22 protein-coding genes are annotated in these 23,399 nt (G+C 30.0%); all 22 read left to right on the top strand.

The window, feature by feature from the left end; genetic code table 11:
- The first annotated feature begins 4 nt into the window (after nt 1-4).
- The 22 genes from aphA to LEBU_RS01465 all read left to right on the top strand — a co-directional run bounded on the left by aphA (nt 5) and on the right by LEBU_RS01465 (nt 23,313).
- Nucleotides 5-727: an acid phosphatase AphA gene (aphA, locus tag LEBU_RS01570; RefSeq protein ID WP_012806412.1), complete on the top strand. Its 723-nt coding sequence runs from the start codon at nt 5-7 to the stop codon at nt 725-727.
- Between the two features lie 206 nt (nt 728-933).
- Nucleotides 934-1,527 (top strand): histidine kinase, encoded by a 594-nt coding sequence (locus tag LEBU_RS01565; RefSeq protein ID WP_012806411.1) that lies wholly within the window; start codon nt 934-936, stop codon nt 1,525-1,527.
- Nucleotides 1,528-1,530: 3 nt separating this feature from the next.
- Nucleotides 1,531-2,286, top strand: coding sequence for an energy-coupling factor transporter transmembrane component T (locus LEBU_RS01560; protein ID WP_012806410.1), 756 nt, complete (start codon nt 1,531-1,533; stop codon nt 2,284-2,286).
- Nucleotides 2,268-3,107, top strand: a complete 840-nt coding sequence (locus LEBU_RS01555; protein WP_012806409.1) for an energy-coupling factor ABC transporter ATP-binding protein — start codon at nt 2,268-2,270, stop codon at nt 3,105-3,107. Before LEBU_RS01560 ends, LEBU_RS01555 begins: the two co-directional genes overlap by 19 nt.
- Before the next feature lie 61 nt (nt 3,108-3,168).
- A complete protein-coding gene (locus tag LEBU_RS01550; protein ID WP_012806408.1) occupies nt 3,169-3,732 on the top strand; it encodes a macro domain-containing protein in 564 nt (187 codons plus the stop codon).
- Nucleotides 3,729-4,541, top strand: a complete 813-nt coding sequence (locus LEBU_RS01545) for a hypothetical protein (RefSeq protein ID WP_012806407.1) — start codon at nt 3,729-3,731, stop codon at nt 4,539-4,541. The genes LEBU_RS01550 and LEBU_RS01545 overlap by 4 nt, the downstream gene beginning before the upstream one ends.
- A 39-nt stretch (nt 4,542-4,580) precedes the next feature.
- Complete coding sequence (locus LEBU_RS01540) at nt 4,581-5,108, top strand: hypothetical protein (RefSeq protein ID WP_012806406.1); 528 nt, start codon at nt 4,581-4,583, stop codon at nt 5,106-5,108.
- Between the two features lie 51 nt (nt 5,109-5,159).
- Nucleotides 5,160-5,963 carry an energy-coupling factor ABC transporter ATP-binding protein gene (locus LEBU_RS01535; protein WP_012806405.1) on the top strand — a complete coding sequence of 268 codons (804 nt, stop codon included), beginning with the start codon at nt 5,160-5,162 and terminating at the stop codon, nt 5,961-5,963.
- Between the two features lie 39 nt (nt 5,964-6,002).
- Nucleotides 6,003-6,596: a GNAT family N-acetyltransferase gene (locus LEBU_RS01530; RefSeq protein WP_012806404.1), complete on the top strand. Its 594-nt coding sequence runs from the start codon at nt 6,003-6,005 to the stop codon at nt 6,594-6,596.
- Nucleotides 6,597-6,680: 84 nt separating this feature from the next.
- Entirely contained in the window at nt 6,681-7,883 is a 1,203-nt protein-coding gene (locus LEBU_RS01525) for a phosphoglycerate kinase (protein WP_012806403.1), read from the top strand.
- Nucleotides 7,884-8,170: 287 nt separating this feature from the next.
- Nucleotides 8,171-8,437 carry a preprotein translocase subunit YajC gene (yajC, locus tag LEBU_RS01520; RefSeq protein WP_012806402.1) on the top strand — a complete coding sequence of 89 codons (267 nt, stop codon included), beginning with the start codon at nt 8,171-8,173 and terminating at the stop codon, nt 8,435-8,437.
- Between the two features lie 122 nt (nt 8,438-8,559).
- The gene (locus tag LEBU_RS01515; protein WP_012806401.1) at nt 8,560-9,729 is read left to right on the top strand and encodes an N-acetylmuramoyl-L-alanine amidase family protein; all 1,170 of its coding nucleotides are present in this window, start codon (nt 8,560-8,562) and stop codon (nt 9,727-9,729) included.
- 146 nt (nt 9,730-9,875) lie between these two features.
- Nucleotides 9,876-10,424, top strand: coding sequence for a chemotaxis protein (locus LEBU_RS01510; RefSeq protein WP_012806400.1), 549 nt, complete (start codon nt 9,876-9,878; stop codon nt 10,422-10,424).
- 230 nt (nt 10,425-10,654) lie between these two features.
- Nucleotides 10,655-12,481, top strand: a complete 1,827-nt coding sequence (locus LEBU_RS01505) for a peptidylprolyl isomerase (RefSeq protein WP_012806399.1) — start codon at nt 10,655-10,657, stop codon at nt 12,479-12,481.
- A 112-nt stretch (nt 12,482-12,593) separates the two neighbouring features.
- On the top strand, nt 12,594-13,256 hold the full coding sequence (locus tag LEBU_RS01500) for a tRNA1(Val) (adenine(37)-N6)-methyltransferase (protein ID WP_012806398.1): 663 nt from the start codon (nt 12,594-12,596) through the stop codon (nt 13,254-13,256).
- Nucleotides 13,257-13,539: 283 nt separating this feature from the next.
- Nucleotides 13,540-14,280: a hypothetical protein gene (locus LEBU_RS01495; protein ID WP_012806397.1), complete on the top strand. Its 741-nt coding sequence runs from the start codon at nt 13,540-13,542 to the stop codon at nt 14,278-14,280.
- A gap of 115 nt (nt 14,281-14,395) precedes the next feature.
- Nucleotides 14,396-15,724: a B12-binding domain-containing radical SAM protein gene (locus tag LEBU_RS01490; protein ID WP_012806396.1), complete on the top strand. Its 1,329-nt coding sequence runs from the start codon at nt 14,396-14,398 to the stop codon at nt 15,722-15,724.
- Entirely contained in the window at nt 15,708-17,624 is a 1,917-nt protein-coding gene (locus LEBU_RS01485; protein WP_012806395.1) for a GH3 auxin-responsive promoter family protein, read from the top strand. The genes LEBU_RS01490 and LEBU_RS01485 overlap by 17 nt, the downstream gene beginning before the upstream one ends.
- Nucleotides 17,621-18,943: a B12-binding domain-containing radical SAM protein gene (locus tag LEBU_RS01480; protein ID WP_012806394.1), complete on the top strand. Its 1,323-nt coding sequence runs from the start codon at nt 17,621-17,623 to the stop codon at nt 18,941-18,943. The genes LEBU_RS01485 and LEBU_RS01480 overlap by 4 nt, the downstream gene beginning before the upstream one ends.
- Nucleotides 18,944-19,329: 386 nt before the next feature.
- Nucleotides 19,330-20,634 (top strand): B12-binding domain-containing radical SAM protein, encoded by a 1,305-nt coding sequence (locus LEBU_RS01475; RefSeq protein ID WP_012806393.1) that lies wholly within the window; start codon nt 19,330-19,332, stop codon nt 20,632-20,634.
- A complete protein-coding gene (locus LEBU_RS01470) occupies nt 20,631-21,953 on the top strand; it encodes a B12-binding domain-containing radical SAM protein (RefSeq protein WP_012806392.1) in 1,323 nt (440 codons plus the stop codon). Before LEBU_RS01475 ends, LEBU_RS01470 begins: the two co-directional genes overlap by 4 nt.
- Nucleotides 21,954-21,978: 25 nt before the next feature.
- Nucleotides 21,979-23,313 carry a B12-binding domain-containing radical SAM protein gene (locus LEBU_RS01465; RefSeq protein ID WP_012806391.1) on the top strand — a complete coding sequence of 445 codons (1,335 nt, stop codon included), beginning with the start codon at nt 21,979-21,981 and terminating at the stop codon, nt 23,311-23,313.
- Nucleotides 23,314-23,399 lie beyond the last annotated feature (86 nt).

Below are 23,399 nucleotides of genomic sequence, written 5' to 3'. Positions count from 1 at the left end.
TGTTATGAAAAAAGCATTATTATTTTTATTTGCTGCATCTGTAGTATTTGCAGCAGGACCAAAGGTTCCTTATACTCATGAGGGATTTTATTCAACAGATAAAGTTCAAAAAGCTGTTCATTTTGTCTCTGTTGATGATATTAAGAAAAGTTTGGAGGGTAAAGGTCCAATTAATGTAAGTTTTGATATTGATGACACATTGCTTCATTCAAGCGGATATTTTATCTACGGACAACATTATTTCCAAATTCCAGGAGATAAGAGAGGTGCCGTAAGTTATCTTTATAACCAGAAATTCTGGGATTATGTAGCTGAAAATGGAGATGAACACTCAATTCCAAAACAATCTGCAAAAGATTTAATCAAAATGCACTTGGAAAGAGGAGACAACGTATTTTTCATCACAGGAAGAACAAAACATTCAAAAGATAAAAACTACACTTCTACAAAACTTTCTAAAACATTGCAAAGATACTTTGAACTGCCAAAAGAAGTTTACGTAGAATACACAGCCGATACACCAACAGGTGGCTACAAATATGACAAATCATTCTACATCAAAAAACACAATGTTTCCATCCACTACGGTGACAGCGATGACGATATCCTAGCTGCAAGAGAGTTAGGAATCAGAGGAATCAGAGTTCAAAGAGCTTACAACTCTACAAATCCACAAAAAATGAATGGTGGCTATGGAGAAGAAGTTCTAATAAACTCTGCATGGTAAATAAAAATAAAAAAATTATAATAACCATTTTCAGAAGTATAAAAAGGTACTTCTGATTTTTATATTATAAATTGCTTGATAATTTATTTTATAAAATACGTATTTAATATGATTGTTAAAAAAATAACAAAATTTTTCTCCAAAGGTTGAAATATTGACAAATATGTTTTAAAATATAGTAAATAAAATTTTAAGGAGGCAGAAAAATGAAAAGTTTAAAAGAGGATTTTTCTTTAATGTCAAGTTTGTTGATACCCGTAGCGGTAGCTATTAATTTTACAGGATTTGGGATTGCAAAATTATTGCAAGTGCCAATATTTCTAGATTCGATTGGGACAGTATTTATTAGCCTTATAGCAGGGCCTTGGGTGGGAATGGTAACAGCTGTTATTACAAGTCTGATTACTGGAAGTTTTTCTCCTGAATATTTTGCATTTATGCCAGTGGCTATAATTATGGCACTTGGTATGGGATTTTTGGCAAGATTTAAAATGAAGAATATTGTAACAAAAACATTTGTATGTGCATTTTGTCTTGTATTTATTGCGATAGTTGTATCTGCACCAATAATAGTTCTAGTTTATGGTGGAAATACAGGAAATTCTACATTTGGAATAACTACATTTTTCTTAGCGACAGGTCAGAATATATGGACAGCTGTTTTTAGTACAAATTTTATTACAGAAACAACTGATAAAATAATAACGGCAATAGTTGCAATGGCGATAATTAAAGCTATGTCTCCAAGATATTTAGTAAAATTTAAATATGGGGAAAATTATATTAAGGAAGATAAATAAATTATGAAAAAAGATTTTTTTAAACAGCTTTATCCATTAACAAAATTATTTTTATCTTTAACGCTGATACTATCAGCATTTATTGTCCCAAGCTATATTTACGGCTATTCAATGATAATAATCTGTGGAATTATTGTTTCTCTTGAAAATAAGTCAAAAGTTTACTGCAAAAGAATATTTTTTAGCTTATTCTGGCTTTTTACAGCGATATTCATTATTCAAAGTATTTTTCTGCCATCAGGTGAAGTGTGGATGAAATTTGGTTTTATCTCGATTTACAAGGAAGGCGTTATGAAAGCCGTAAATTTGACTTCTAAACTGACAGCTGTTGTTTCTGCTTTGACAATGTTGACTTTAATAACTCCTGTCAAAACTTTTACGCTCGCACTTGAAAAAAAAGGATTAAATCCAAAAGCTGCATTTATTTTGATGCTTACTTTGCAAATGATACCTGAAATGAAAAAACAGGCAAATGTCATTATGGATTCACAAAAGGCAAGAGGAGTTGAAACTGAAGGAAATGTCTTTGTCAGGGCAAAAGCGCTTATTCCTGTTTTTATTCCGCTTGTACTTTCTTCAATTGCTAATACTGAGGAACGGGCAATTATGCTTGAAGCACGTGGATTTTCGATTGGAGAAAAGAGAACAATATTGTATGATATAGAAGAAACAAAAAATGATAAAATAATGAAAATTATGCTGGCTATTTTTATAGTGCTATGTATTGTGTGGAGGGTTTTATGGGTTATTTCAAAATAGAAAATGTGAACTACAAATATCCGCTTGAAGATAAACAAGCTTTGAAAAATATTAATATCGAGATAAAAAAAGGCGAATTTTGGGCTGTAATTGGAAAAAATGGGAGCGGGAAAACGACGTTTTGCAATATGTTGAGGCGGTTTGTTCCTGATTTTTATAAAGGGGAACTGACAGGAAAAATAACGCTGGAAGATAAAGAACTGAAAGATTATTCTCAAAAGGAACTTGTGCAGAAAATTGGGTTTGTATTTCAGAATCCATTTACACAGATTAGCGGGGTTAAAGATACTGTTTTTGAAGAAATTGCTTATGGACTTGAAAATCTGGGTTTAGAAAAAGAAGAGATAATTTCCAAAGTTGAAAAAATATTGAAATTGCTTGAAATTGAAAAATTGCGTGAAAGAAACCCTTACGATTTGTCTGGCGGACAAAAGCAAAGAGTGGCACTTGCCTCAATTATCGCAATGGATCCTGATATTCTAGTTATTGACGAGCCAACTTCACAGCTTGATCCAAAAGGAACAGAAGATATTTTCAAAATTATAAATTTAATGGCAAATGAAGGAAAGACAATTATTTTGGTTGAGCATAAATTGGAATTAATAGCAGAATATGCTCAAAATATACTTGTCCTTGATGAAGGGGAAATAATTTTGAGTGGAAAAGCGGAAGAAGTTTTAAATAATAAAATTTTGCTGGAAAAGGAAATTGGTATGACACAATATTCTATACTTGCCTATGAACTTGAAAAAGCGAGAAAAGTTGAGTTTGAAGAAATTCCTATAACCAAGGAAAAGACAGTGGAATTATTGAAAAAATAAAGTAATAAAAAATAAAAATTGTTAAGCAAATCTTAAAAATATTTATTTAAAAGGAAAAATTATGAAACCAAAAGATTTGAAAAATAGAATCGTACTTGTAAAAGGCGATATTACCGAATATCCTGCCGATGTGATTGTCAATGCCGCAAATTCTTCCTTGCTTGGAGGCAGCGGCGTTGATGGTGCAATTCATAGAAAAGGCGGAAAGGAAATAACAGAAGATTGTATGAAAATACGTGCTTCTCAAGGGAAATGCAACATTGGGGAAGCTGTTATTACAAGAGCAGGAAACATGTCTTTCAAAAATGTAATTCACACAGTTGGGCCTGTCTGGCAGTCAGGAAAAAATAATGAAGCAAAATTGTTTGCAGAAAAATTGTTAAAAAATGCCTATATTTCAAGTTTAGAATTGGCTGAAAAAAATAAACTGAAAAATATTTCCTTTCCAAATATCTCGACAGGAGTGTACAGATTTCCAAAAGATTTAGCTGCAAAAACGGCTATTAATGCTGTGATAGAATATTTGGAGAAAAATGATTTTATAGAAAAAGTAAATTTTGTATGTTTTGAAAATGAAAATTTTGAGATTTATAGAAAGTTATTGGAAGAGAAAGGGATTTTATGAAAGAAGGAAAACTGAAAAAAATTATAAAAATAGACTGGACTATATTTTATTCCAAACCAAGAATACAAATTTTAGGAATTTTGATATTTTTGGATATAATATTGCTTTTCTCAGTAACAAAAGAAATGGAAAAAGGCTTTAACGTATCTTCTGTTTCAACTTCAATAGTTTTATTTATACTATTTATCTTATTAAATGGATTGTTTGTTTTTTATTACAAAAATAAATTTCCTAATATAGAATTTTATGATGATTATTTTATTTTCAAAAAAGAGAAAGTGTATTATGAAAATTTAAAATATTTTCTCTTTAAGGATAATAGATTATTTCAAATGAAGAAGTTTTCTAAAATTTTGTATAGACCTGATGGCGGTAATTGGAAAAAGATAGACGGAAGCGGGTATGATTATGACTTATTTTCAGTATTTCAAAAATGTTTTTTAGAAAAAAATTTTTCAAAAGCAGTAAAAAATATTGAAAGTGGCGGAGTTGAGATTTTTCCATTTCAAAATCAAGGTTTTGTGAAAAACAAATTTTTATTTTCAAGCGAAGAAGGATTGCAGGAATTGACTCAGATTTTTGAAAGTTCACCTAAAATACAAGTATCGAATAAGTCTGTAACATTTGATAATGAGATTTATGATTGGGAAAATTATAATATTGAATTTGAAATCGGCACAATTACAGTAAGTGATTTGAAAAAGAATACGATTCTTGAAATTGAAGCTAAAAATACAGTAATTTATCAGGAAATTTTATTAAAAAACTTGATAGAAAATTTTGATAAAAAATATCCTAAATTCTATTAGAAAATAAGAAAATTTAGAAAGTGAGAAAGGGAAATTTTGATGAAAAGATACTTGTCAGGTTTATTAGGAATTATTTTGTTATTTTTTGTGATGACAATTGTTTATTGTCTATACTGTCTTTTTAAAATATTTGTTAATAAATATATACCTTTTTTTGAAGCGCTGATTTTTCTAGGGATATGTAGTGGCTGGACATACGGATTAAACAGATATGATAAAAAAAATTTTGAAAATGAAAAGGATAAGAATAAAAGCAGATTTGCACCAAAAGAAAAGAAAGAGCCGTCAAATAAAGAATTGCTGTCAGCCCTTTTTCTCGCATATATTCCAGCAATTATAACAATTTATCTTGGAAATGTGACTGAACTGGCATATTTTATAAGTTCAACTGAGAAAACAAAATTTACAGCAGAGTTTTTTAATTCGTTAAATGAAGTTTTTAATCAACGGTTTTTTTATAAAAATTTATTAGTAGTATCAATAACTTTTATAATATTTGGGGCTTTTTTTAGTTTTAGAACAGTTACAGAATACATGAAGAGAAAAAAAGAAGAGCTGGAACAATAAAATAATTATTGAAGATAATTGTTTAATAAAATTTTTAAAGGAGACAAAACTATGAGTTTTATTACTGTAAAAAATTTGAGTTTTAAATATCCGAATGGAACTGAAAATGTGCTTAATGATGTTTCTCTTGAAGTTAAAAAAGGGGAGAAAGTTGCGATTATTGGGCAAAATGGCGCTGGGAAAACAACGATGGTAAAAATGTTGAATGGACTTTTAAAGCCAGTAAGCGGAGATGTTGTTGTAGATGACTGGAATACAAAGAAATATACGGTTGCCAAAATGAGCCGAAAAGTCGGATATGTCTTTCAAAATCCGATGGATCAGATATTTCATAACAATGTTTACGATGAAATAGCCTTTGGAGCAAAAAAACTAAAATATTCTCCTGATGAAATAAAAACAATGGTGGAAAACGCTATAAAATTAACAGAGCTTGAAAAATATCAAAAGGAAAATCCATACAATTTACCGTATTCCTTGAGAAAATTTGTTACAATAGCCGCAGTAATTGCAATGGGATCAGACGTTATTGTGATGGATGAGCCGACAGCAGGGCAGGATTTTAGAGGAATGAGAGTTTTGCATAATTTGATTGACGAACTTCAAAAGCAAGGGAAGACAATTATTACAATAACTCATGATATGGAATTTGTAGTAAAAAATTTTGACAGGGTAATTGTAATGACAAATGGAAAAGTTATTGCTGATGGAGATAAACGTGATATTTTTTGGCAATTCGATACATTGGAGAAAAGCATGGTAAAACAGCCTTATATTAGTGATTTGGCTAAGGAAATGGAAATAGGTGGAAAAGTTTTGTCTGTGGGAGAATTTGTGGAAAATTATAAGAAATAATGAATTTTTTTTTAAAAATTTAGAATGGAAAAAGAATTGATGAAGTTAAAAAATGAAGATTTAATTTTTAGATTTGCAACTGAAAATGATGCAAAAGAAATTTTAGAAATTTATAGACCTTATGTTGAAAATACAACTATTACTTTTGAATATGAAGTCCCTTCTGTAAAGGAATTTAAAGAAAGAATCATGAAAATTTTGGAGGAATATCCTTACATTGTTTGCGAATATGATAAAAAAATTATTGGCTATGCTTATGCACACAGAGTTTGGAGCAGGGCTGCATATCAGTGGGATGCGGAATTGTCTATTTATACTAATGAAAATTATTCTGGAAATGGAATTGGAAAAAAATTATATAAAATGCTAATGGAAATATTGAAATTACAAAATGTCGTAAATGTTTACGGCTGTGTAACTTATCCCAATGAAAATAGCGATAAACTGCACGAATACTTGGGCTTTAATAAAGTTGGAATTTTTAAAAATGCTGGATATAAATTTGGAAAATGGATAGGAGTCACTTGGTTTGAGAAGGCAATTTTAGAACATTGTGAAAATCCAAAGCCATTAAAAAAAATATTAGATGTTGATAAAAATAAAATAAAATATATTTTTAAGATTGTTTGCTAAATAACTTGAAAATCAAGTTAAAGAGTGGTATAATTCAAGTAGGAAGAAAAGATTTTATAAATAAATTTAGGAGGATATAACAGAATGGCTAAAAAAACGTTAAAAGATTTAGATGTAAAAGGTAAAAAAGTATTAGTAAGAGTTGACTTCAATGTACCAATAAAAGATGGAGTTATTACAAATGATAATAGAATTACAGCAGCACTTCCAACTTTAAAATATATTTTAGAAAATGGTGGAAAAGTAATCGCATTTTCTCACTTAGGAAAAGTAAAAGAAGAAGCTGATAAAGCATCAAAAACTTTAGCACCAGTTGCAAAAAGATTAGAAGAACTTTTAGGTAAACCTGTTAAATTTATTCCTGAAACAAGAGGAGCGGAATTAGAAGCAGCAGTTGCCGAATTAAAAGATGGAGAAATCTTAATGTTTGAAAACACTAGGTTTGAAGACTTAGACGGTAAAAAAGAATCTAAAAATGATCCTGAATTAGGAAAATATTGGGCATCACTTGGAGACGTTTTTGTAAACGACGCATTTGGAACTGCACATAGAGCACATGCTTCAAATGTAGGAATCGCTTCAAACATTAAAGATTCTGCAGTTGGATTCCTAGTAGAAAAAGAAATCGAATTTATCGGTGGAGCAGTTGACAATCCTGAAAGACCATTAGTTGCTATTTTAGGTGGAGCAAAAGTTTCTGATAAAATTGGTGTAATTGAAAACTTATTAGATAAAGCTGACAAAGTAATCATCGGTGGTGGAATGATGTTTACTTTCTTGAAAGCTGAAGGTAAAAACACAGGTTCTTCATTGTTAGAAGCTGATAAAGTGGAATTAGCCGCTTCATTAATCAAAAAAGCTAAAGAAAAAAATGTTGAATTGTTATTGCCAATTGATACAGTAGTAGCAAAAGAATTTAAAAATGATACAGAATTTAAAACAGTTTCTGTAGATGACATTGAAGATGGATGGATGGGATTAGATATAGGAGAAGCATCTATCAAATTATTCTCAGACGCTCTAGTTGGTGCAAAAACAGTAGTGTGGAATGGTCCAATGGGAGTATTTGAAATGGAAAACTTCGCAAAAGGGACAATTGGTGTATGTAAAGCAATCGCAGAATTATCTGGAGCTAAAACGATTATCGGTGGTGGAGATTCAGCAGCAGCAGCTATTCAATTAGGATTTGCTGACAAATTCTCACACATCTCAACTGGAGGAGGAGCATCGCTTGAATATTTGGAAGGAAAAGTATTACCAGGAGTAGATGCTATCTCAGAAAAATAACCTAACTTAAAATAACTAATTTATTTTAGTTAACTAAAAATAATTTTTTCATTTTAATCACGAAAATGGCTGTCTCGAAATTAATTTTTTGAGATAGTCATTTTTTTATAAATATTGAATAAAAAAAGTTTAAATATACAAAAAACTAAAAAATAATCTTTTTGAAATTGAAACATAACTTAAATTGTGGTATAATTAAAATTGATTTTAAAATAAAGAAGGAGGAATGTATAAAGTTAAAATTTCAGTTTAAAAATTAATTGAGAATTTTACTATACGAAATAAAAATGGATAAAAATTCAATAGTAGTAATATTAATTTACATTGTTTTTATGGCAGTATTAATTTTACCAACGATGCTTTCAAACAATAAAAAAAAGAAACAAAAAGCAGCATTATTGGAAAGCCTAAAAGTAGGAGATAAAATAACGACAGTTGGCGGTATACAAGGAACACTTGTAAACATTTTTACAGAAACTGTAGAAATGAAAATTGACAAAAATGCAAGAATGACAGTCTTAAAATCCGCTATTGACAGAATAGAAAAAAAATAATAGTCTAAAAAACAATTTAAATCTAAATTTCAAATTTATAAATTTGTGTAATTTTAAAATCTTAAAGTATATTTTTAAAATAATTTAAGTATACATTGAAAAATAAAAAAATAGGAGGAAAAATGAAAAAGATATTATTATTTTTATTACTTTTCATCAGTGCAATTACATTTTCTGGAACTTTAGAAAATATATCGTACAGTAATGGAAAGATTATAGGAACATTTAAAGAAAATAGTCAAATTATGCCGAGTGCTTCAATTACAAAAGTAGGAACAGAAGATGTGCTAATGATAAGTTTTACAGACAGTGAAATGGGAAGAAATGTACCAGCATTTATTAACAGAAATGACCAATACATAAGCAAAGTGTATACAGTTCAGAACAATAACCTCGTAGTAGTATATATATATTTAAAACCATCTGTAACTTATCAAGTTATAAGCAGAAACAAGGAATTTCAAGTGACACTTAATAGCGAATCTTCAAAATTAGTGACACCAAATAGATCTTCAAGTACATCAAGATACGGAACAACAAAAAAACAACCAAGCAATACTAATATTACTAAACAACCAAATAACCAACAGCAGACACAAGTTCAAAATCCAAAAATACCTGCAAATAATACTAAAAAAATAAATAAAAGATACACAATAGTAGTAGATCCAGGACACGGAGGACACGATTCAGGAGCACGTGGAAATGGTTATAATGAAAAAGATATAGCATTACAAGTAGCAACAAGACTAGCTAATAATTTAAGACGTGATTACAATGTTATAATGACAAGAGATTCGGATTTCTTTGTACCATTAGATACAAGAGCAAAAATTGGAAATGATGCAAATGCAGATTTCTTTATAAGTATTCATTTAAATTCAGGCTCAAGTTCATCAGCAAATGGAACAGAAGTTTATTATTTTAATAAGAAAGACCAAAATAATTATGCTGCACAAGTAGCAAAATTTGAAAATAAAGTTGATTCAAGTTATGGAGATACTCCATTTTCTGATTTTATTTTAAACGATATTTTTTACAAGAAAAATCAAAAAACAAGTCAGGCTGTTGCAGGAGCAGTTTTAGATGGATTGATAAATCTTACTGGACTTAGAAGAAGAGGTGTACTGGGAGCAAACTTTGCTGTACTTCGTGGAAGTAACTCACCATCAATATTAGTAGAATTAGGATTTATGAACAATTATTCTGATTTATCTAAATTTTTATCACCAGATGATCAAGAAAGAACAGCAGCTGTTATTGGGGATGCAATAAGAAAATATTTTAAATAAATAGTATCTGAATAATAATTTATTAAAGTTTGGTAATTTACTATTTCAGATATTTAGCTTGAAACTAACTGTTATATTTAAACTACAGATTTATATAAATTTATTTTAGGGAATTTGAATACTATTATCAAAAATAGGAGAAATTTATGCCAGAAAAAGAAAAAATAAAACAAGAAAACTCTAAAAAGCAAAAAGGTTCTTTTGGTAAAAATCTTTTCGTGCTATTGCTTTTTTTGATAACAGCTGGAGTAGTTGCAACATATTATTATGATATAGACCACAGTGATAAGATACAGGTAGTTGTAAATAAAAATCTAGTGCAGGAAAGACAAAAAGATGATGAAGTACAAAACAGAATTTCCATCTTCGTATATGATCCTTCTACAAAAATAATTAATGAAAGAGAAATTGTGGTTCCTCGTCAAATGAACCTAATAGAAGGCGATTTTATAAATGGAATTATCAGAAATTCAAATTATATTACAGAAGACATGAAATTTAGAAGTGCCTATAATCTTAGAATTGACAATGTAAATACTACAGTTGTAAAATTAAATGCACAATTTGCGAATCTGAAAAAAAATCCTGAACTATTTAACGGATTTTCTCAAGCAGTGACAAATACAATATTAAAAAATTTCCCTAATATTCACAGTGTTCTAATCCAGATAGATGGGGAAATCAATACACGATAATTAAAACTTTTCAAAATATTTGTAACTAAGGATTTAAAAGATATTTGCTAAATTTTACTATTAATTAAAAATTCAAGTTGTTTTAGTGTTAATAAGAAAATCTTTATTAATACTGAAGCAACTTTTATTTTTATCTAAATTGATAAGATTTGTTGAAAAACTAATAGAAAAATAGTGTATTATATGCTATAATATTAAAATGATTAAAAAAATAGAAAGGAAGATAAATAATGGGATTTAGAAGTCACAAAAAAGGAATTCAGCTCGCTTCTGCTATTATGATGGGAATATTCGGAATAGGAATGCTTATTTCAGGAATATTATTTTTGAAAAATAACGTTTTTGGAGCATTAAATCATAGGGAAGTAATTGCAACAGTCAATGGAATAAAAATTTACCGTGATGACTTTGAAAGAGAAAGTTATTCATTGAAAAACGAACTAAATGAAATAACTCAACAAAAAATACAACAATTGGCACAAGTAGGAACAAATTCAGGAAATATAAAAAGTGTTCCTGATGATTTAGTAAACGAATATGTTTTACAACTTATAATTAATAAGGAAATCTTACTTTCATCAGCCAAAAACTTGGGAATAAAAGTTAGTGGATCTGATGTCAATAAAGAATTCGAAAATTATAGAAAACAGTCAAAGCTTGGAAAAAAAGAGTTTGGGGAATATTTAAGATCAGTAGGATATAATGTTTCATCATTTAAACAAACAATAAAAGATCAGAAAATTATAGAAAAAATGAGAGAAAAAATATTTTCAAATGATAAAATTACAGAAGAAGAAATAAAGAAAGCCTACGAAAGAAATAAATACACTCAATCCTTTGCAAATCAAGATTTTGATGATGTAAAAGATCAAATAAAAGAAACTATGACACAAGATAAGAATATTATGATTTTAAACTCATATCTTGCAAAAGCTAAAGAAAAAACTAAAATCGTATTCAAAGATAAAAATTTCGAGAATATGTATACTAAAGTAAAAGCTGTTGTAGCACAAAATGGAGAATATAAATATACAAATGAAGCAGTAAATGAGCAAATTATAAATTCTGTTTCACAAACACAACAAGGCTACTCAGATAAATTAGTAAATGAATTAAAGACAACTTTGAAAAAAAATCTAGATAAATTTGTAAAAATTTCTGAAAAAGCAAAAGCAGCAGGAATAAAGGCTGATCCTGATTTAATAGGTGTAGATCAATTAAGAGATTATTCTCAAAAATATTATAATTATTTAATAGACAGCTACAAACCTGATGATGCCACATTACAAGCTAGATTTAATGCAAAAAGGGATAGTTACAATACTCAAAATAGTATTGGCGGTTATGTAATTGGAGAAGAATATCAGGCAGGTGAAAGTGATTTTGAAGGAGCTAAAAAACAAGCTGATGAAATTATGAAAACAACAACTAAAGATAATTTTGCAGCTAAAGCAAAAGAATTTTCAAAAGATCCAGAATCAGCTAAAAATGGTGGAAGTTTAGGAGAAACAGCTGACTTGTCACAACTTGTTCCAGAATTTGCAAACGCTGTTAAGAACGGTAAAGCGGGAGATATTGTAGGACCTATAAAAACTCAATTTGGTTACCACATTATTTATATTCAGAGTAAAGATCCAAAAAATGACAATGTTGCTAAAGTTAGCCATATTTTAATAACACCAACTATATCTGAAGCTTCAAAACAAAAAGTCATCAAAAAAGTTCAAAATTTAAAAGCTGAAATCGAAAGTAAAAAAGTAACATGGGATAATGCGGAAAAACAAGATAAATACAACTTCAGTGTTAAAGAAAGATTCAAAAAATTAGTTAAAACTGACGCAATTCCAGGAATTGGAAAAAATGATGAATTAATGAATCAAATTTTTGCATTAAAAATAGATGGAATTCTTGAAAGAAATGATGCGACAGGGTACTATTTAATCGCAAAAACTTCAGAAATACCATTTGCACAAGCAACATTTGAAAATTCAAAAGAACGTGTAAGATTGGAACTTGCACATGAATATGCAGATAAACAATTAGATAGTATTAATTAGGAAATTAGAATTTAAAAATTGTTTCAAATAGTAAAATGTTTGAAACAGTTTTTTTTTACAAATTAATTTAGAAAAAAAGTTAAACTGAAAAAATTAGAGTTAGGAGTTTTTAATGAGGTATATTGAAAATCTTGAAAGTGTTAACAAAAAAATGATTATTGATGAAAATGGTCTAAAAATAACACAAGATGCAATTTTACTTTCTGAATTTATAAAAAAATATTTTAATACAAAATATAAAAATAAAGAAAAAAAGACCATTCTGGAAATTGGAGCTGGGCAAGGAATAATAACATTGCTACTTTCTAAAATTGAAATTTTTGAAAAAATTTTTGCTGTGGAAATTCAAAAAGACATATTTGAAATTTTAAAAAAAAATATAAAAATAAATAATTTAGAAGAAAAAATAACTTCAATTAATGAAGATATAAAAACAATAAAAGGAGAATACGATTTTATTTTTTCAAATCCTCCATACAAAAAGATAAATTCTGGAAAACTTCCTGAAAATGAAGCAGAACAAATTAGTAAATATGAAATTTTATTGACATTGGAAGAGCTTTTTTATGAAATAAAAAGACTTTTGAAAAATTATGGAGAATTTTTTGTAATTGTGCCAGATGATAGATTAAACGATGTATTTCGATATATTTACGCAAATAACATGAATATTTTATCAATCGAAATTAATAAATATAAAAAACTGAATTTAGTTATTGTTCATGGGAAAAAAGGTGGAAAAAGGAATTCTGAAATAAATATTTATGAAAAATAGATTTAGTGCATAAAATATAGTTAATAAGATAAGTATAAACATAATAAGAATAATACTATAGTCCATGTGTGTTTTTGCAAAAATTTACAAATATCGTTATTTTGGAATAAATAAAATTTGAGGTATAATTTATAATATGCTCAAATCCTTTAATATTAAACTAATAAAATCAAAGAATCTTGGAGTTTAAGTAGCAATAGTCATAATCTTTGAACCAAATTTAAACGATATTTCTATAAAATTAAATAATATTCAAGCATAAATAAAAGATAAGGAGTTTTTTATGAAAATGATATGTAAAATTTTTTCTATGGACAGTATAAAAAATGATAATAATATTGTTAATGAAATGTTTTCTTTAATGAAAAAACATTATGAAAATATGAAGAAAGAGAAATTTCTGGCTGATTTATATGATAAGGATGATGTTTTTTTGATATTTGATGGAGAAATATTGAAAGGATTTTCTACAATAAAGAAAATAAATGTCGAGTTAAAAAATGAAAATAATGAAAATAGTGAAAAAATTTCTGGATTTTTTTCTGGAGATACAATTATTGAAAAGGGATTTTCTTGGGGAATCGAATTTCAGAAAGAGTGGATAAAATATTGCCTTTTGGAAAGTGAAAAAAATATGAAAAATGGTGTGAAAACTTATTGGTTTTTGATTTCTAAAGGAATAAAAACGTATATGTATTTGCCAACGTATTTTAAAAATTTTTGTCCAAAAGTTGATTATGTTGAAAGTGAAATTGAGAAAAAAATAAAAGATATTTATGCTAAAAAAATATACGGAAGCAGATATTGCAAGGAAAATGGAATTGTAAAAAATGATGGAACAAATGATTTTTTGAGGGAAAATGTCATTGTACTTTCGGAAAAGCAGTTGAAAAATAAAAATATACAGTTTTTTTTAGAGAAAAATCCTGATTATAAAAAAGGGGATGAGCTGGTGTGCCTTGCGGAAATTTCTTTTGAAAATCTGACGAATTTAGGAAAACGGGTTTTGAAGGAAATTTTTTAATTTTTAAAACTAAATAGTTTGATTCAAAAAGTAAAATTTGCTTTGAAAAAAAATAAAATTCAATGATTTACGTGTTAAAATATCGGAAGTTAAATAAATAAAAAAGGTGAATTTTATGAAGATGTTGTTTGTTTATCCTGGATTTGGGAAGAAAAAGGGACAGAAATATATTTTTCAGTTGAGGACGTTTGAGCCGCTTACGTTTGCTTACTTGCGGGCATTGACTCCTTATGATATTGAATGTGAGCTAATTGATGAGAGGATTGAGGCGATTGACTATGATAATGATGCAAATGTTGTTGTGATTACTTTGGAAACTTATACGGCAAGGCATGGATATGAGATTGCTAAAAGATTTAGAGAAAAAGGAAAGAAGGTTATTGTTGGGGGGACACATGCTTCGCTTGTGCCAGATGAGGCTATGAAGCATGCAGATTCTGTAGTTACGGGATATGCTGATGATATTTGGGAGAAAATTATTGAGGATTATAGGAATGGAACGGAAAAGAAACTTTATATTGGGGGGCTTAGCAATAAATTTTTAATACCGGACAGAAGTATTTTTAAGAAAAAATATTTAATTTCAGTTGTGGAAACTGGGCGCGGGTGTCCTCATCACTGTGAATTTTGCGCAATTTCGGCAGTTAATAAGAAACGGTATGCTAAAAGACCCGTTGATAGTGTAATTGAAGAATTGAAGCATATAAAGTCAAAATATATATTTTTTGCTGATGATAACTTTGTTGCAGATCCGAAATATGCGTTGGAACTTTGTGAGAAGATAAAGCCGTTAAAGAAAAAATGGATTTCGCAAGGGGCGATAACGATGGCAAAAAACGAGAAACTGCTTGAGGCTATGCGAGATAGCGGATGCCTTTTTATTTTAATAGGATATGAGTCAATAAATAAAGAGGCTCTTGACAATATGAAAAAGGAATGGAGCTACAAGCTGGGAGATATTGAGGAATCAACACGGATTATACATAAATACAATATTGGAATTTATGCCACATTCGTTTTTGGTTTTGAGGAAAAAATCGGCACTACGTTTGAAGATACTGTAAAATTTGCACAGAAAAACCATCTGGAATTTGTCCAGTTTAACTATCTCGTGCCTTTCCCAAATACCGAACTTTATTTTAAAATGGAAAAGGAAGGAAGGCTTTTGTACAAAAAGTGGTGGCTGGAGCCACAAAAATATTCGTATTTATTTTTTGAGCCTTATGATATTTCTACAAATGAGTTTCGTGACAGGTGTATTGCAGTAAGATATGCATATCATTCTGTAAAAAATATTTTGGGAAGAACCTTTGATGTTTTAAAAAGAACAAAAAATATACCATTTTCCATTATGTATCTGTTTTTGAGCTTTGGGCAGAAGGCTGTTATAAAGAAATTTCAAGATTTGCCAATTGGAGATAATTTAGATGAAAGAATTCGGTGAAAAAAGTAAATTTTATGAAGTAAAAAATTTAAAATATGTGATTTTAAACAGATTATTCATATTTTTTTGTAAAAAATCCTACAAAGATTTTGTTTCCAATATAAAAAGTAAAAGTAAAATTCGGAAAACGCAAGTAAAAATACTTTTGGAAATATTGAAAACTAATAAAAATACAGAATATTTAAAAAATTTTGAAACAGAAAGCCAAATTTTAAATGCAGAAAATGAAAAAGAATTAATAGAAAAGTTTCAGAATAAAATTCCGATTGTAAATTATGAGGATATTAAAGAGTTTGTGGAAAAGGAGAAAAGTGGGGAAAACAATGTTCTTTTGAGTGATAAGATTAAGCTATTTGAACTTACGAGCGGTAGCACATCCAATGTGAAATATATCCCATACACAGAGAAATTTTTGAAAAGCTATATGAATGGCGTTTTTGCATGGATTTACAATTTATATCAAAATAATAAAAGACTTTTTCTTGGAAGTTCCTACTGGTCTGTTTCACCCATTTTAAAGCGAGAAGCTGTAACTAGCGGAGGAATCCGCGTGGGAATCGAAGATGATACTTCATATTTTGATAAAGTTTCTGCATTTTTTTTAAATAAACTGTTTACAGTTCCGAAAAAAATAAAAAGTATTCAGAATATGGAGGATTTTTTGCTGATTACAGCGGTGTTTCTGCTTTTGTCAGAAAATCTTGCGATGATTTCTGTCTGGAGTCCATCGTTTCTTATGATTTTGCTTGATTTTATTGAAAAAAATCATAAAGTGATTTGTCAAATTGTAAAAAGCGAGGATTTAGGCACTGAATTTTTTGCTGATAAAAATTTGGGAAATAAAAAGTATTTTCAGATTATTCAGAAAAAGTATAGGAAATTGTGGAAAAAAAATAGAAGTAAATTTTTGATAAATTATTTTAATGAACATGAAAAAAATATTTTGAGTAAAAATGATAAAACTCAGAATTTAGAAATTACGAAAAAAAATAACGAGAATGAAATCATAGCTGAAAATAAGAATTTGGAAACTAAATCAGGAAATAAAATTGTGGAAAACTTTGTGGATTACTCTGTGATTTGGAAAAAGCTTTCGCTTGTGAGCTGCTGGGCGGATAGTGATTCCTATGAAATTTTTATAAAATTGAAGGAAAAATTGAATTTTGATAAAAAAAACATAAATTTGAAATTTCAGGGAAAAGGGCTTATGTCAACGGAATGCATCGTAAGTTTTCCGCTGGAAAATGTGCAAAATGGGAGCGTTGCTGCCTATACCTCGTTTTTTTATGAATTTATTCAGGTTTCTGATGATAAGTTGGAAAACAGGAGCCCAAAACTTTTGGATGAATTGGAGCTGGGAGAGCGTTATTGCGTTGTTGTTACGACAAATGCAGGGCTTTACAGATATAATACGAATGATATAGTGGAAGTTGCAGGATTTTATCATAAAATTCCAATTGTAAAGTTTGTTGGCAGAATAAATAATTTTTCTGATATTGTGGGAGAAAAATTAAAAAATTCGTTTGTGGAAAAACAGGTTTTAACAACATTGGAAGAAAATAATATAAAGGGCGAATTTTTGCTGTTTGCACCAGTAAAAAATGAAACGGGGGGAATTTTTTATACTTTGTTCTTAGAAATAAAAAAAGATGGCAGAAAATTTAATTGGAAACAAATTGAAAAGGAAATTAATAGTAGTTTATGCAAGGCATTTCATTATGAATATGCGTATAAATTGGGACAGTTGAGGAAAGTAAGAGTATTTTTAATAGAAAAGAATGGATTAAAGACTTATACGGCTGAAAAATCGAAAAAGCAGAAAATAGGCGATATAAAATATCGGCTGCTAGATAAAAATTTTGGCTGGGAAAATAAATTTGCAGGAGGATTTGGAGAATGAAAGTGGCATTACTGGCACCAGCAGGGGCAATGTACAGGTTTAACGGAACATTTAAGAAGGCGATTCACTATGCACCGCTCACATTATCGACACTTGCGGCGTATATTCCAGAAGACATCGAAGTTGTGATTCATGATGAAACAATTGAAAAAATACCGCTTGAACTAGATGCGGATATTGTGGTTATGACTTCTATTACGGGAACTTCGGAAAGAGTGTATAAATACGCAAGATACTTTAAAAGCAAAGGGAAAAAGGTTATTTTAGGCGGACCACATCCGACACTTTGTCCAGAAGAGGCGATACAGCATTGTGATTCTGTTGTAATTGGGCGTTCTGAATGGCTTTTTACGGAAATAATGGAAGATGCGAGAAATAACAGTTTAAAGAAATTTTATGTGCAGAAGGAAAATAGCCTGGAAAATTTGAAATTACCAAAAAGGGAACTTTTGAAAAAGGAAAGATATGTTTCCATAAATAGCATTGAAGCTACAAAAGGCTGTTCTTTCGACTGTTCCTTCTGCGTTGGGAAGGCTTTATACCCCAAATTACTGAAAAGACCAATTAATGAAATTATTGCAGAAATTGAAACTTTTAAGAAAAAAGAAGTTTTGTTTATAGATTTAAATTTGATTGCTGACAGAAATTATGCTAAAAAACTGTTTATTGAATTGATACCTCTCAAAAAATGGTGGTTCGGGCTGGCAACTTCCAACCTTGTTCACGATGACGAAATGATAAGGCTAATGGCAAAAAGTGGTTGTAAAGGCTTGCTTATTGGATTTGAAGCTGTCTCGAAGGAATCGCTGCGGGCTATGAATAAAGGGGTAAATGTTATGGCTGATTACCATTTGCTTATGAAAAAGCTGCATCATTATGATATTGCTGTAAACGGAACTTTTACATTCGGTGCAGATGGCGATGACAAGGATATATTCAAGCGAACTGTGGAGGAAGTAATAAAAATGAAAGTTGACTTGCCAAGATACTCGATATTAACTCCATTTCCTAAAACAAAACTTTATAATGATTTGGAAAAGCAAGGTAGAATTTTTGAAAAAAACTGGACAATGTACGATGTTCAGCACGCTGTATTTCATCCAAAAAAAATGACAGCACAGGAACTTCAGGAAGGTGGAATTTACGCTTGGAGGGAAACTTATAAAGTAAGCTCGATTTTTAAAAGAATCGCAAGATTCAGCGTTATTGCACCAATTATGCTTAATACTAACTTGGGGTATAGGCATTATGCCGATAAATTGGAGGAATTTACTTTTGAAAAAATGACAGATAATTCTGATATTCCAAATGTAGATTAATTAGTTAATTTTAAATAAACAATCATATAAATTATTTTTTTGTTAAGAAATTTTGATTAATAATAGTTTTTTCATTTATATTTATATTTTTTCTTTTTATTTTCGTAGGATTGCTCATTGCCGCAAATCCTACAACCTATGGCTAGTCTACGACATTTTTCTGCACTGACAAAAAACTCGCTATGCTCAGACAGTTTTGCCAGCACAGAAAAATGCTCCGACGGGTTATTTAACTAGAATCTGATTGAAAAATGAAAATTATATTTTAATTATTTTAAAATATTAGATTTATACCCTTTATTAGAAAAGTTTGTAATAATTTCGTTATTTAAATGGGGAATAGTATAAAATAAAGACAGATGTGTAAGAAAGGGAGGAGAAGAAAAATGAAAATAGCTTTTTTACGCCCAAATATGGGGGGAAAACGTTCCAATGATGCGATAGAGCCGCTTGCTTTTGCGGTGCTTTCAGGGCTTACGGATAAGACTAAACATGAGCTTATGCTTTTTGATGATAGGATTGAGGATATTCCGATGGATCTTAAGGTTGATTTGGTTGTAATTTCTACGTTTACAATGACTGCTAGACGGGCTTATGAACTAGCCGAAAATTACAGGAAACGTGGAGTTTATGTGATGATTGGAGGGTATCACGCTTCGCTTATGCCTGATGAAGTGCAGGAACATGCGGACACGGTTTGTGTAGGAAGTGGAGAAGTTACTTGGAATGAATTTTTAAATGATTTGGAAAACGGAGTGCCGAAAAAGAGGTATGAATGTAGAAAATTGCCAGATATTAATAATGTTGTTTATGATAGGAGCATTTACAAGGGGAAAAAATATTCTTTTGTCGTGCCAGTTCAGTTTGGGCGAGGCTGTATGCATCAATGTGAATTTTGCACGATTGGGGCAGTTCACAAAGGAGATTTTCAACATAGGGATGTTGAGAATGTGATAAATGAGGTAAAGGAAATTTTTAGAACGAATAAGAGGGCGAAAATTGTTTATTTTGTGGATGATAATATTTTTGCCAATAAGAAAAAAGCTCTAAAACTGTTTGAAGAATTGAAAAAACTGAAAATAAAATGGGCTTGTCAAGGCAGCATCGATATTGCAAGAGATGAGAAATTGATAAAATTGATGTCAGAAGCAGGGTGCATTGAAATGCTTCTGGGATTTGAGAATATAAATATAAAAAATATTAAGAAAATGAAAAAGGTTGCAAATTATGAGTTTGACTATGAAAAAATTATTAATATTTATAAAAAAAATAAGATTCTTGTACATGCAAGCTATGTAATTGGGTATGATTATGATGATAAAAACTGCTTTGATGAAATTTTGGAATTTTCTAAAAAGCATAAATTTTTCCTTGCAGGCTTTAACCCGGCATTGCCGATACCAGGAACTCCTTTTTATGAAAGATTAAAAAAAGAAGGAAGACTTCTTTATGAAAGATGGTGGCTGGACGAGAACTTTCGTTATGGGAAAGCGTGCTTTGAGCCATATAATATGACGATTGAGGAATTTGAGGCTGGAATTTTGAAGTGCAAGGTGGAATATAACAGACATTCGAGTATCTGGAAAAGGCTGTTTGACGGTGCTGCCAATTTTAAACATGCTCTTGTATTTCTTGCTGTAAATTATATCAATCGAAAAGAAGTTTATAACAAAAAAGGAATAAAATTATGAGAATAATGCTTGTTTTAGCAAAGGATAACATTTACAAATACAACTCGATTCACAAAAGAAAATATTATCCGCAAATTACGTTAATAACGCTGGAATCACTAATTGACAGAAAATATAACGCTGATGTTGTTATTGTGGATGAAGGTGTGGAAAAATGGGATGCTACTTCTAAAAAATATGAAAACGAAAAATTTGACTTAATTTGTATTTCTTCGGTAATTTCAGGATCGAAAAGGGCAAAAGAAATTGCCAAGTTTTGGAAAAGTAAAGGAGCGTATACATTAATTGGCGGGCATTATGCGACAGCTTTGAAAGAAGAGGCATTACAATATTTTGATACAGTAATTACGGGAGCTGCTGAAATTTCATTTCCGATGTTTATTGAAGATTTTACAAATGGAACTCCAAAAAGAGAATATTTTAACCTCGTTGGAAATGATTATGAACCGAAGCCATTAAACCGAAAACTTTTGAAAAATAAAAAATATTTCAAAAATTATGGCACAATCGTCGCAAACAATGGCTGTCCCAATAAATGTTCCTATTGTTCCATCACAAAGATGTATTCTGGAAAAAATCAGATAAAAAGCATAGACTACGTGATAAATGAAATAAAAACGAATAAGCCCAAAAAATGGATATTTCTTGATCCAAACTTTTTAGGCAATAGAAATTACGCCATTCAGCTAATGGAAGAATTGAAGAAATTAAAAATAAAATGGACTGCTTCCGCAACAATAAATATTGGTAATGATAAAAAAATTCTTCAGTTAATGAAAGAATCTGGCTGTATAGGCTTGGTTATTGGCTTGGAAAGTTTTGTTCAGGAAAATCTTGATGGGGTAAATAAAAAATTTAACAATGTCGCAGAATACAAAAAACTCGTAAAAACAATTCAATCTTATGGAATATCAGTCCTTTCCACACTTATGATAGGAATGGAAACTGACACAGTGGAGTCAATTCGCCGAATTCCTGATATTATTGAGGAAATTGGGGTAGATGTGCCAAGATATAACATAATTACTCCGTATCCAGGAACACCTTTTTTTAATCAGTTAAAAGAAGAAGGCAGATTGCTTACAGAGGACTGGTATTACTACGATACTGAAACAGTCGTATTCAAGCCTAAAAATATGAGTTACGACACATTGCAGAAGGAATTTTATAAATTGTGGCTTGACACTTTCACTTTCAAGCGAATTATAAGAAGAGTGAAAACTTCTAGGAATAAGGGGCTGAAATTCATTCTGGAAGTATTTTCTAGGCAGCATGCACGGAAATTCAGGAAGTATGGGAAGATAAAATTTGATAAATAGAAGTTGAGAAAAAAGGAGAAAAACAGTGAAAATAACATTTATACTGCCTGCCATTGGGAAGAAAAAAGGGCAGAAATATATAAAAACATGGAAAAATATGGAGCCACTTATGATTGCAGTTTTAAAATCTTTAACTCCTGAGGATGTTGAAACGAATTTTATGGATGACAGGAATGAGTTTATAAATTATGAGGAAAGTACAGATCTGGTTGTGATTTCTGTGGAAACTTATACTGCCAAAAGGGCTTACGAAATAGCAAAAAAATTTCAGAAAAGAGGGATAAAGGTACTTGCAGGGGGGTATCATCCAACTGTAGAGCCTGACGAATGTCTGGAACATTTTGATTCGATTATTTTGGGAAACGCGGAAAGCGTGTGGACAAAGATGTTGAACGATTTGAGCAAGAATAAGCTGGAAAAACGGTATTATGGAGTAACTACGTCTTTTGCAATGCCTGACAGGAGTATTTACAAGGATAAGAAATATTCACCGCTTGCACTGATTGAAACAGGGCGTGGGTGCAATTTTGCGTGTGATTTCTGTGCAATACATTCTTATTATGAGAAAAAGTATTTTAGGCGCCCTATTGAGGAAATTGTGCAGGATATAAAAAATTCTGGGAAGAAATATGTTTTTTTTATTGATGATAATTTTGTGGCGGATCATAAACATGCGATTGAGATTTGCAAGGCGATTACTCCATTAAATATAAAATGGGTAACGCAAGGGGCTATTACCATTGCGAAAAATGATGAATTGCTTTACTGGATGAAAAAAAGCGGATGTAAAATGATTTTGATTGGGTACGAGTCGATGAATCCAAATATTTTGAAGGATATGGGGAAAGGCTGGAGAAGTGGCGTTGGGGAAATAAATGAACTGACGGAAAAAATTCATAGTTATGGAATCGGAATTTATGCTACTTTTGTATTCGGTTATGGAAATGACACGAAGGAAACTTTTGATGAAACGGTAAAATTTGCCAAAAAACATGGATTTTATTTTGCAGCATTTAACCATCTTGTACCATTCCCAAAAACAGGCGTTTATAGAAAATTAAGAGAAGAAAAACGGCTTCTTAGTGAAAAATGGTGGCTGGATGAAAATTATCCTTATGGGCGAATTTCCTTTCTTCCAACTGATCAAACTCCCGATGAGCTTTCCAAAAAATGTGCCAATGCAAGAAAAAGTTTTTTTGGATGGCGTTCAATACTTAAAAGAGGATTTATGCAGTTAAAACGAAGCCATGATTTGGGAATGTTTGCAATATTTTTTGCACAAAACTTTAATTTGAAAAAAGAAGTTATGGGGAAATATGATTTACCGTATGCACAAAACTTGGATGAAGCTCCAAAATAATTTTTAATAGTTCTATTTTAAATGGTTCGACTATATTTAGAATTTGATAAAACAAATGTTCTAAAGCAAGGGGTATTGACCCCTTG

This window comes from Leptotrichia buccalis C-1013-b (assembly GCF_000023905.1).
GTDB lineage: Bacteria > Fusobacteriota > Fusobacteriia > Fusobacteriales > Leptotrichiaceae > Leptotrichia > Leptotrichia buccalis.
Note: the sequence above shows the minus strand (reverse complement) of the source record. Positions and strands in the feature narration are given on the sequence as shown.

What these genes read in the sequence shown, in the direction of transcription:
- aphA (WP_012806412.1), top strand. Translation starts at nt 5, where the DNA reads ATGAAAAAAGCATTATTATTTTTATTTGCTGCATCTGTAGTATTTGCA.
- LEBU_RS01565 (WP_012806411.1), top strand. Translation starts at nt 934, where the DNA reads ATGAAAAGTTTAAAAGAGGATTTTTCTTTAATGTCAAGTTTGTTGATA.
- LEBU_RS01560 (WP_012806410.1), top strand. Translation starts at nt 1,531, where the DNA reads ATGAAAAAAGATTTTTTTAAACAGCTTTATCCATTAACAAAATTATTT.
- LEBU_RS01555 (WP_012806409.1), top strand. Translation starts at nt 2,268, where the DNA reads ATGGGTTATTTCAAAATAGAAAATGTGAACTACAAATATCCGCTTGAA.
- LEBU_RS01550 (WP_012806408.1), top strand. Translation starts at nt 3,169, where the DNA reads ATGAAACCAAAAGATTTGAAAAATAGAATCGTACTTGTAAAAGGCGAT.
- LEBU_RS01545 (WP_012806407.1), top strand. Translation starts at nt 3,729, where the DNA reads ATGAAAGAAGGAAAACTGAAAAAAATTATAAAAATAGACTGGACTATA.
- LEBU_RS01540 (WP_012806406.1), top strand. Translation starts at nt 4,581, where the DNA reads ATGAAAAGATACTTGTCAGGTTTATTAGGAATTATTTTGTTATTTTTT.
- LEBU_RS01535 (WP_012806405.1), top strand. Translation starts at nt 5,160, where the DNA reads ATGAGTTTTATTACTGTAAAAAATTTGAGTTTTAAATATCCGAATGGA.
- LEBU_RS01530 (WP_012806404.1), top strand. Translation starts at nt 6,003, where the DNA reads ATGAAGTTAAAAAATGAAGATTTAATTTTTAGATTTGCAACTGAAAAT.
- LEBU_RS01525 (WP_012806403.1), top strand. Translation starts at nt 6,681, where the DNA reads ATGGCTAAAAAAACGTTAAAAGATTTAGATGTAAAAGGTAAAAAAGTA.
- yajC (WP_012806402.1), top strand. Translation starts at nt 8,171, where the DNA reads ATGGATAAAAATTCAATAGTAGTAATATTAATTTACATTGTTTTTATG.
- LEBU_RS01515 (WP_012806401.1), top strand. Translation starts at nt 8,560, where the DNA reads ATGAAAAAGATATTATTATTTTTATTACTTTTCATCAGTGCAATTACA.
- LEBU_RS01510 (WP_012806400.1), top strand. Translation starts at nt 9,876, where the DNA reads ATGCCAGAAAAAGAAAAAATAAAACAAGAAAACTCTAAAAAGCAAAAA.
- LEBU_RS01505 (WP_012806399.1), top strand. Translation starts at nt 10,655, where the DNA reads ATGGGATTTAGAAGTCACAAAAAAGGAATTCAGCTCGCTTCTGCTATT.
- LEBU_RS01500 (WP_012806398.1), top strand. Translation starts at nt 12,594, where the DNA reads ATGAGGTATATTGAAAATCTTGAAAGTGTTAACAAAAAAATGATTATT.
- LEBU_RS01495 (WP_012806397.1), top strand. Translation starts at nt 13,540, where the DNA reads ATGAAAATGATATGTAAAATTTTTTCTATGGACAGTATAAAAAATGAT.
- LEBU_RS01490 (WP_012806396.1), top strand. Translation starts at nt 14,396, where the DNA reads ATGAAGATGTTGTTTGTTTATCCTGGATTTGGGAAGAAAAAGGGACAG.
- LEBU_RS01485 (WP_012806395.1), top strand. Translation starts at nt 15,708, where the DNA reads ATGAAAGAATTCGGTGAAAAAAGTAAATTTTATGAAGTAAAAAATTTA.
- LEBU_RS01480 (WP_012806394.1), top strand. Translation starts at nt 17,621, where the DNA reads ATGAAAGTGGCATTACTGGCACCAGCAGGGGCAATGTACAGGTTTAAC.
- LEBU_RS01475 (WP_012806393.1), top strand. Translation starts at nt 19,330, where the DNA reads ATGAAAATAGCTTTTTTACGCCCAAATATGGGGGGAAAACGTTCCAAT.
- LEBU_RS01470 (WP_012806392.1), top strand. Translation starts at nt 20,631, where the DNA reads ATGAGAATAATGCTTGTTTTAGCAAAGGATAACATTTACAAATACAAC.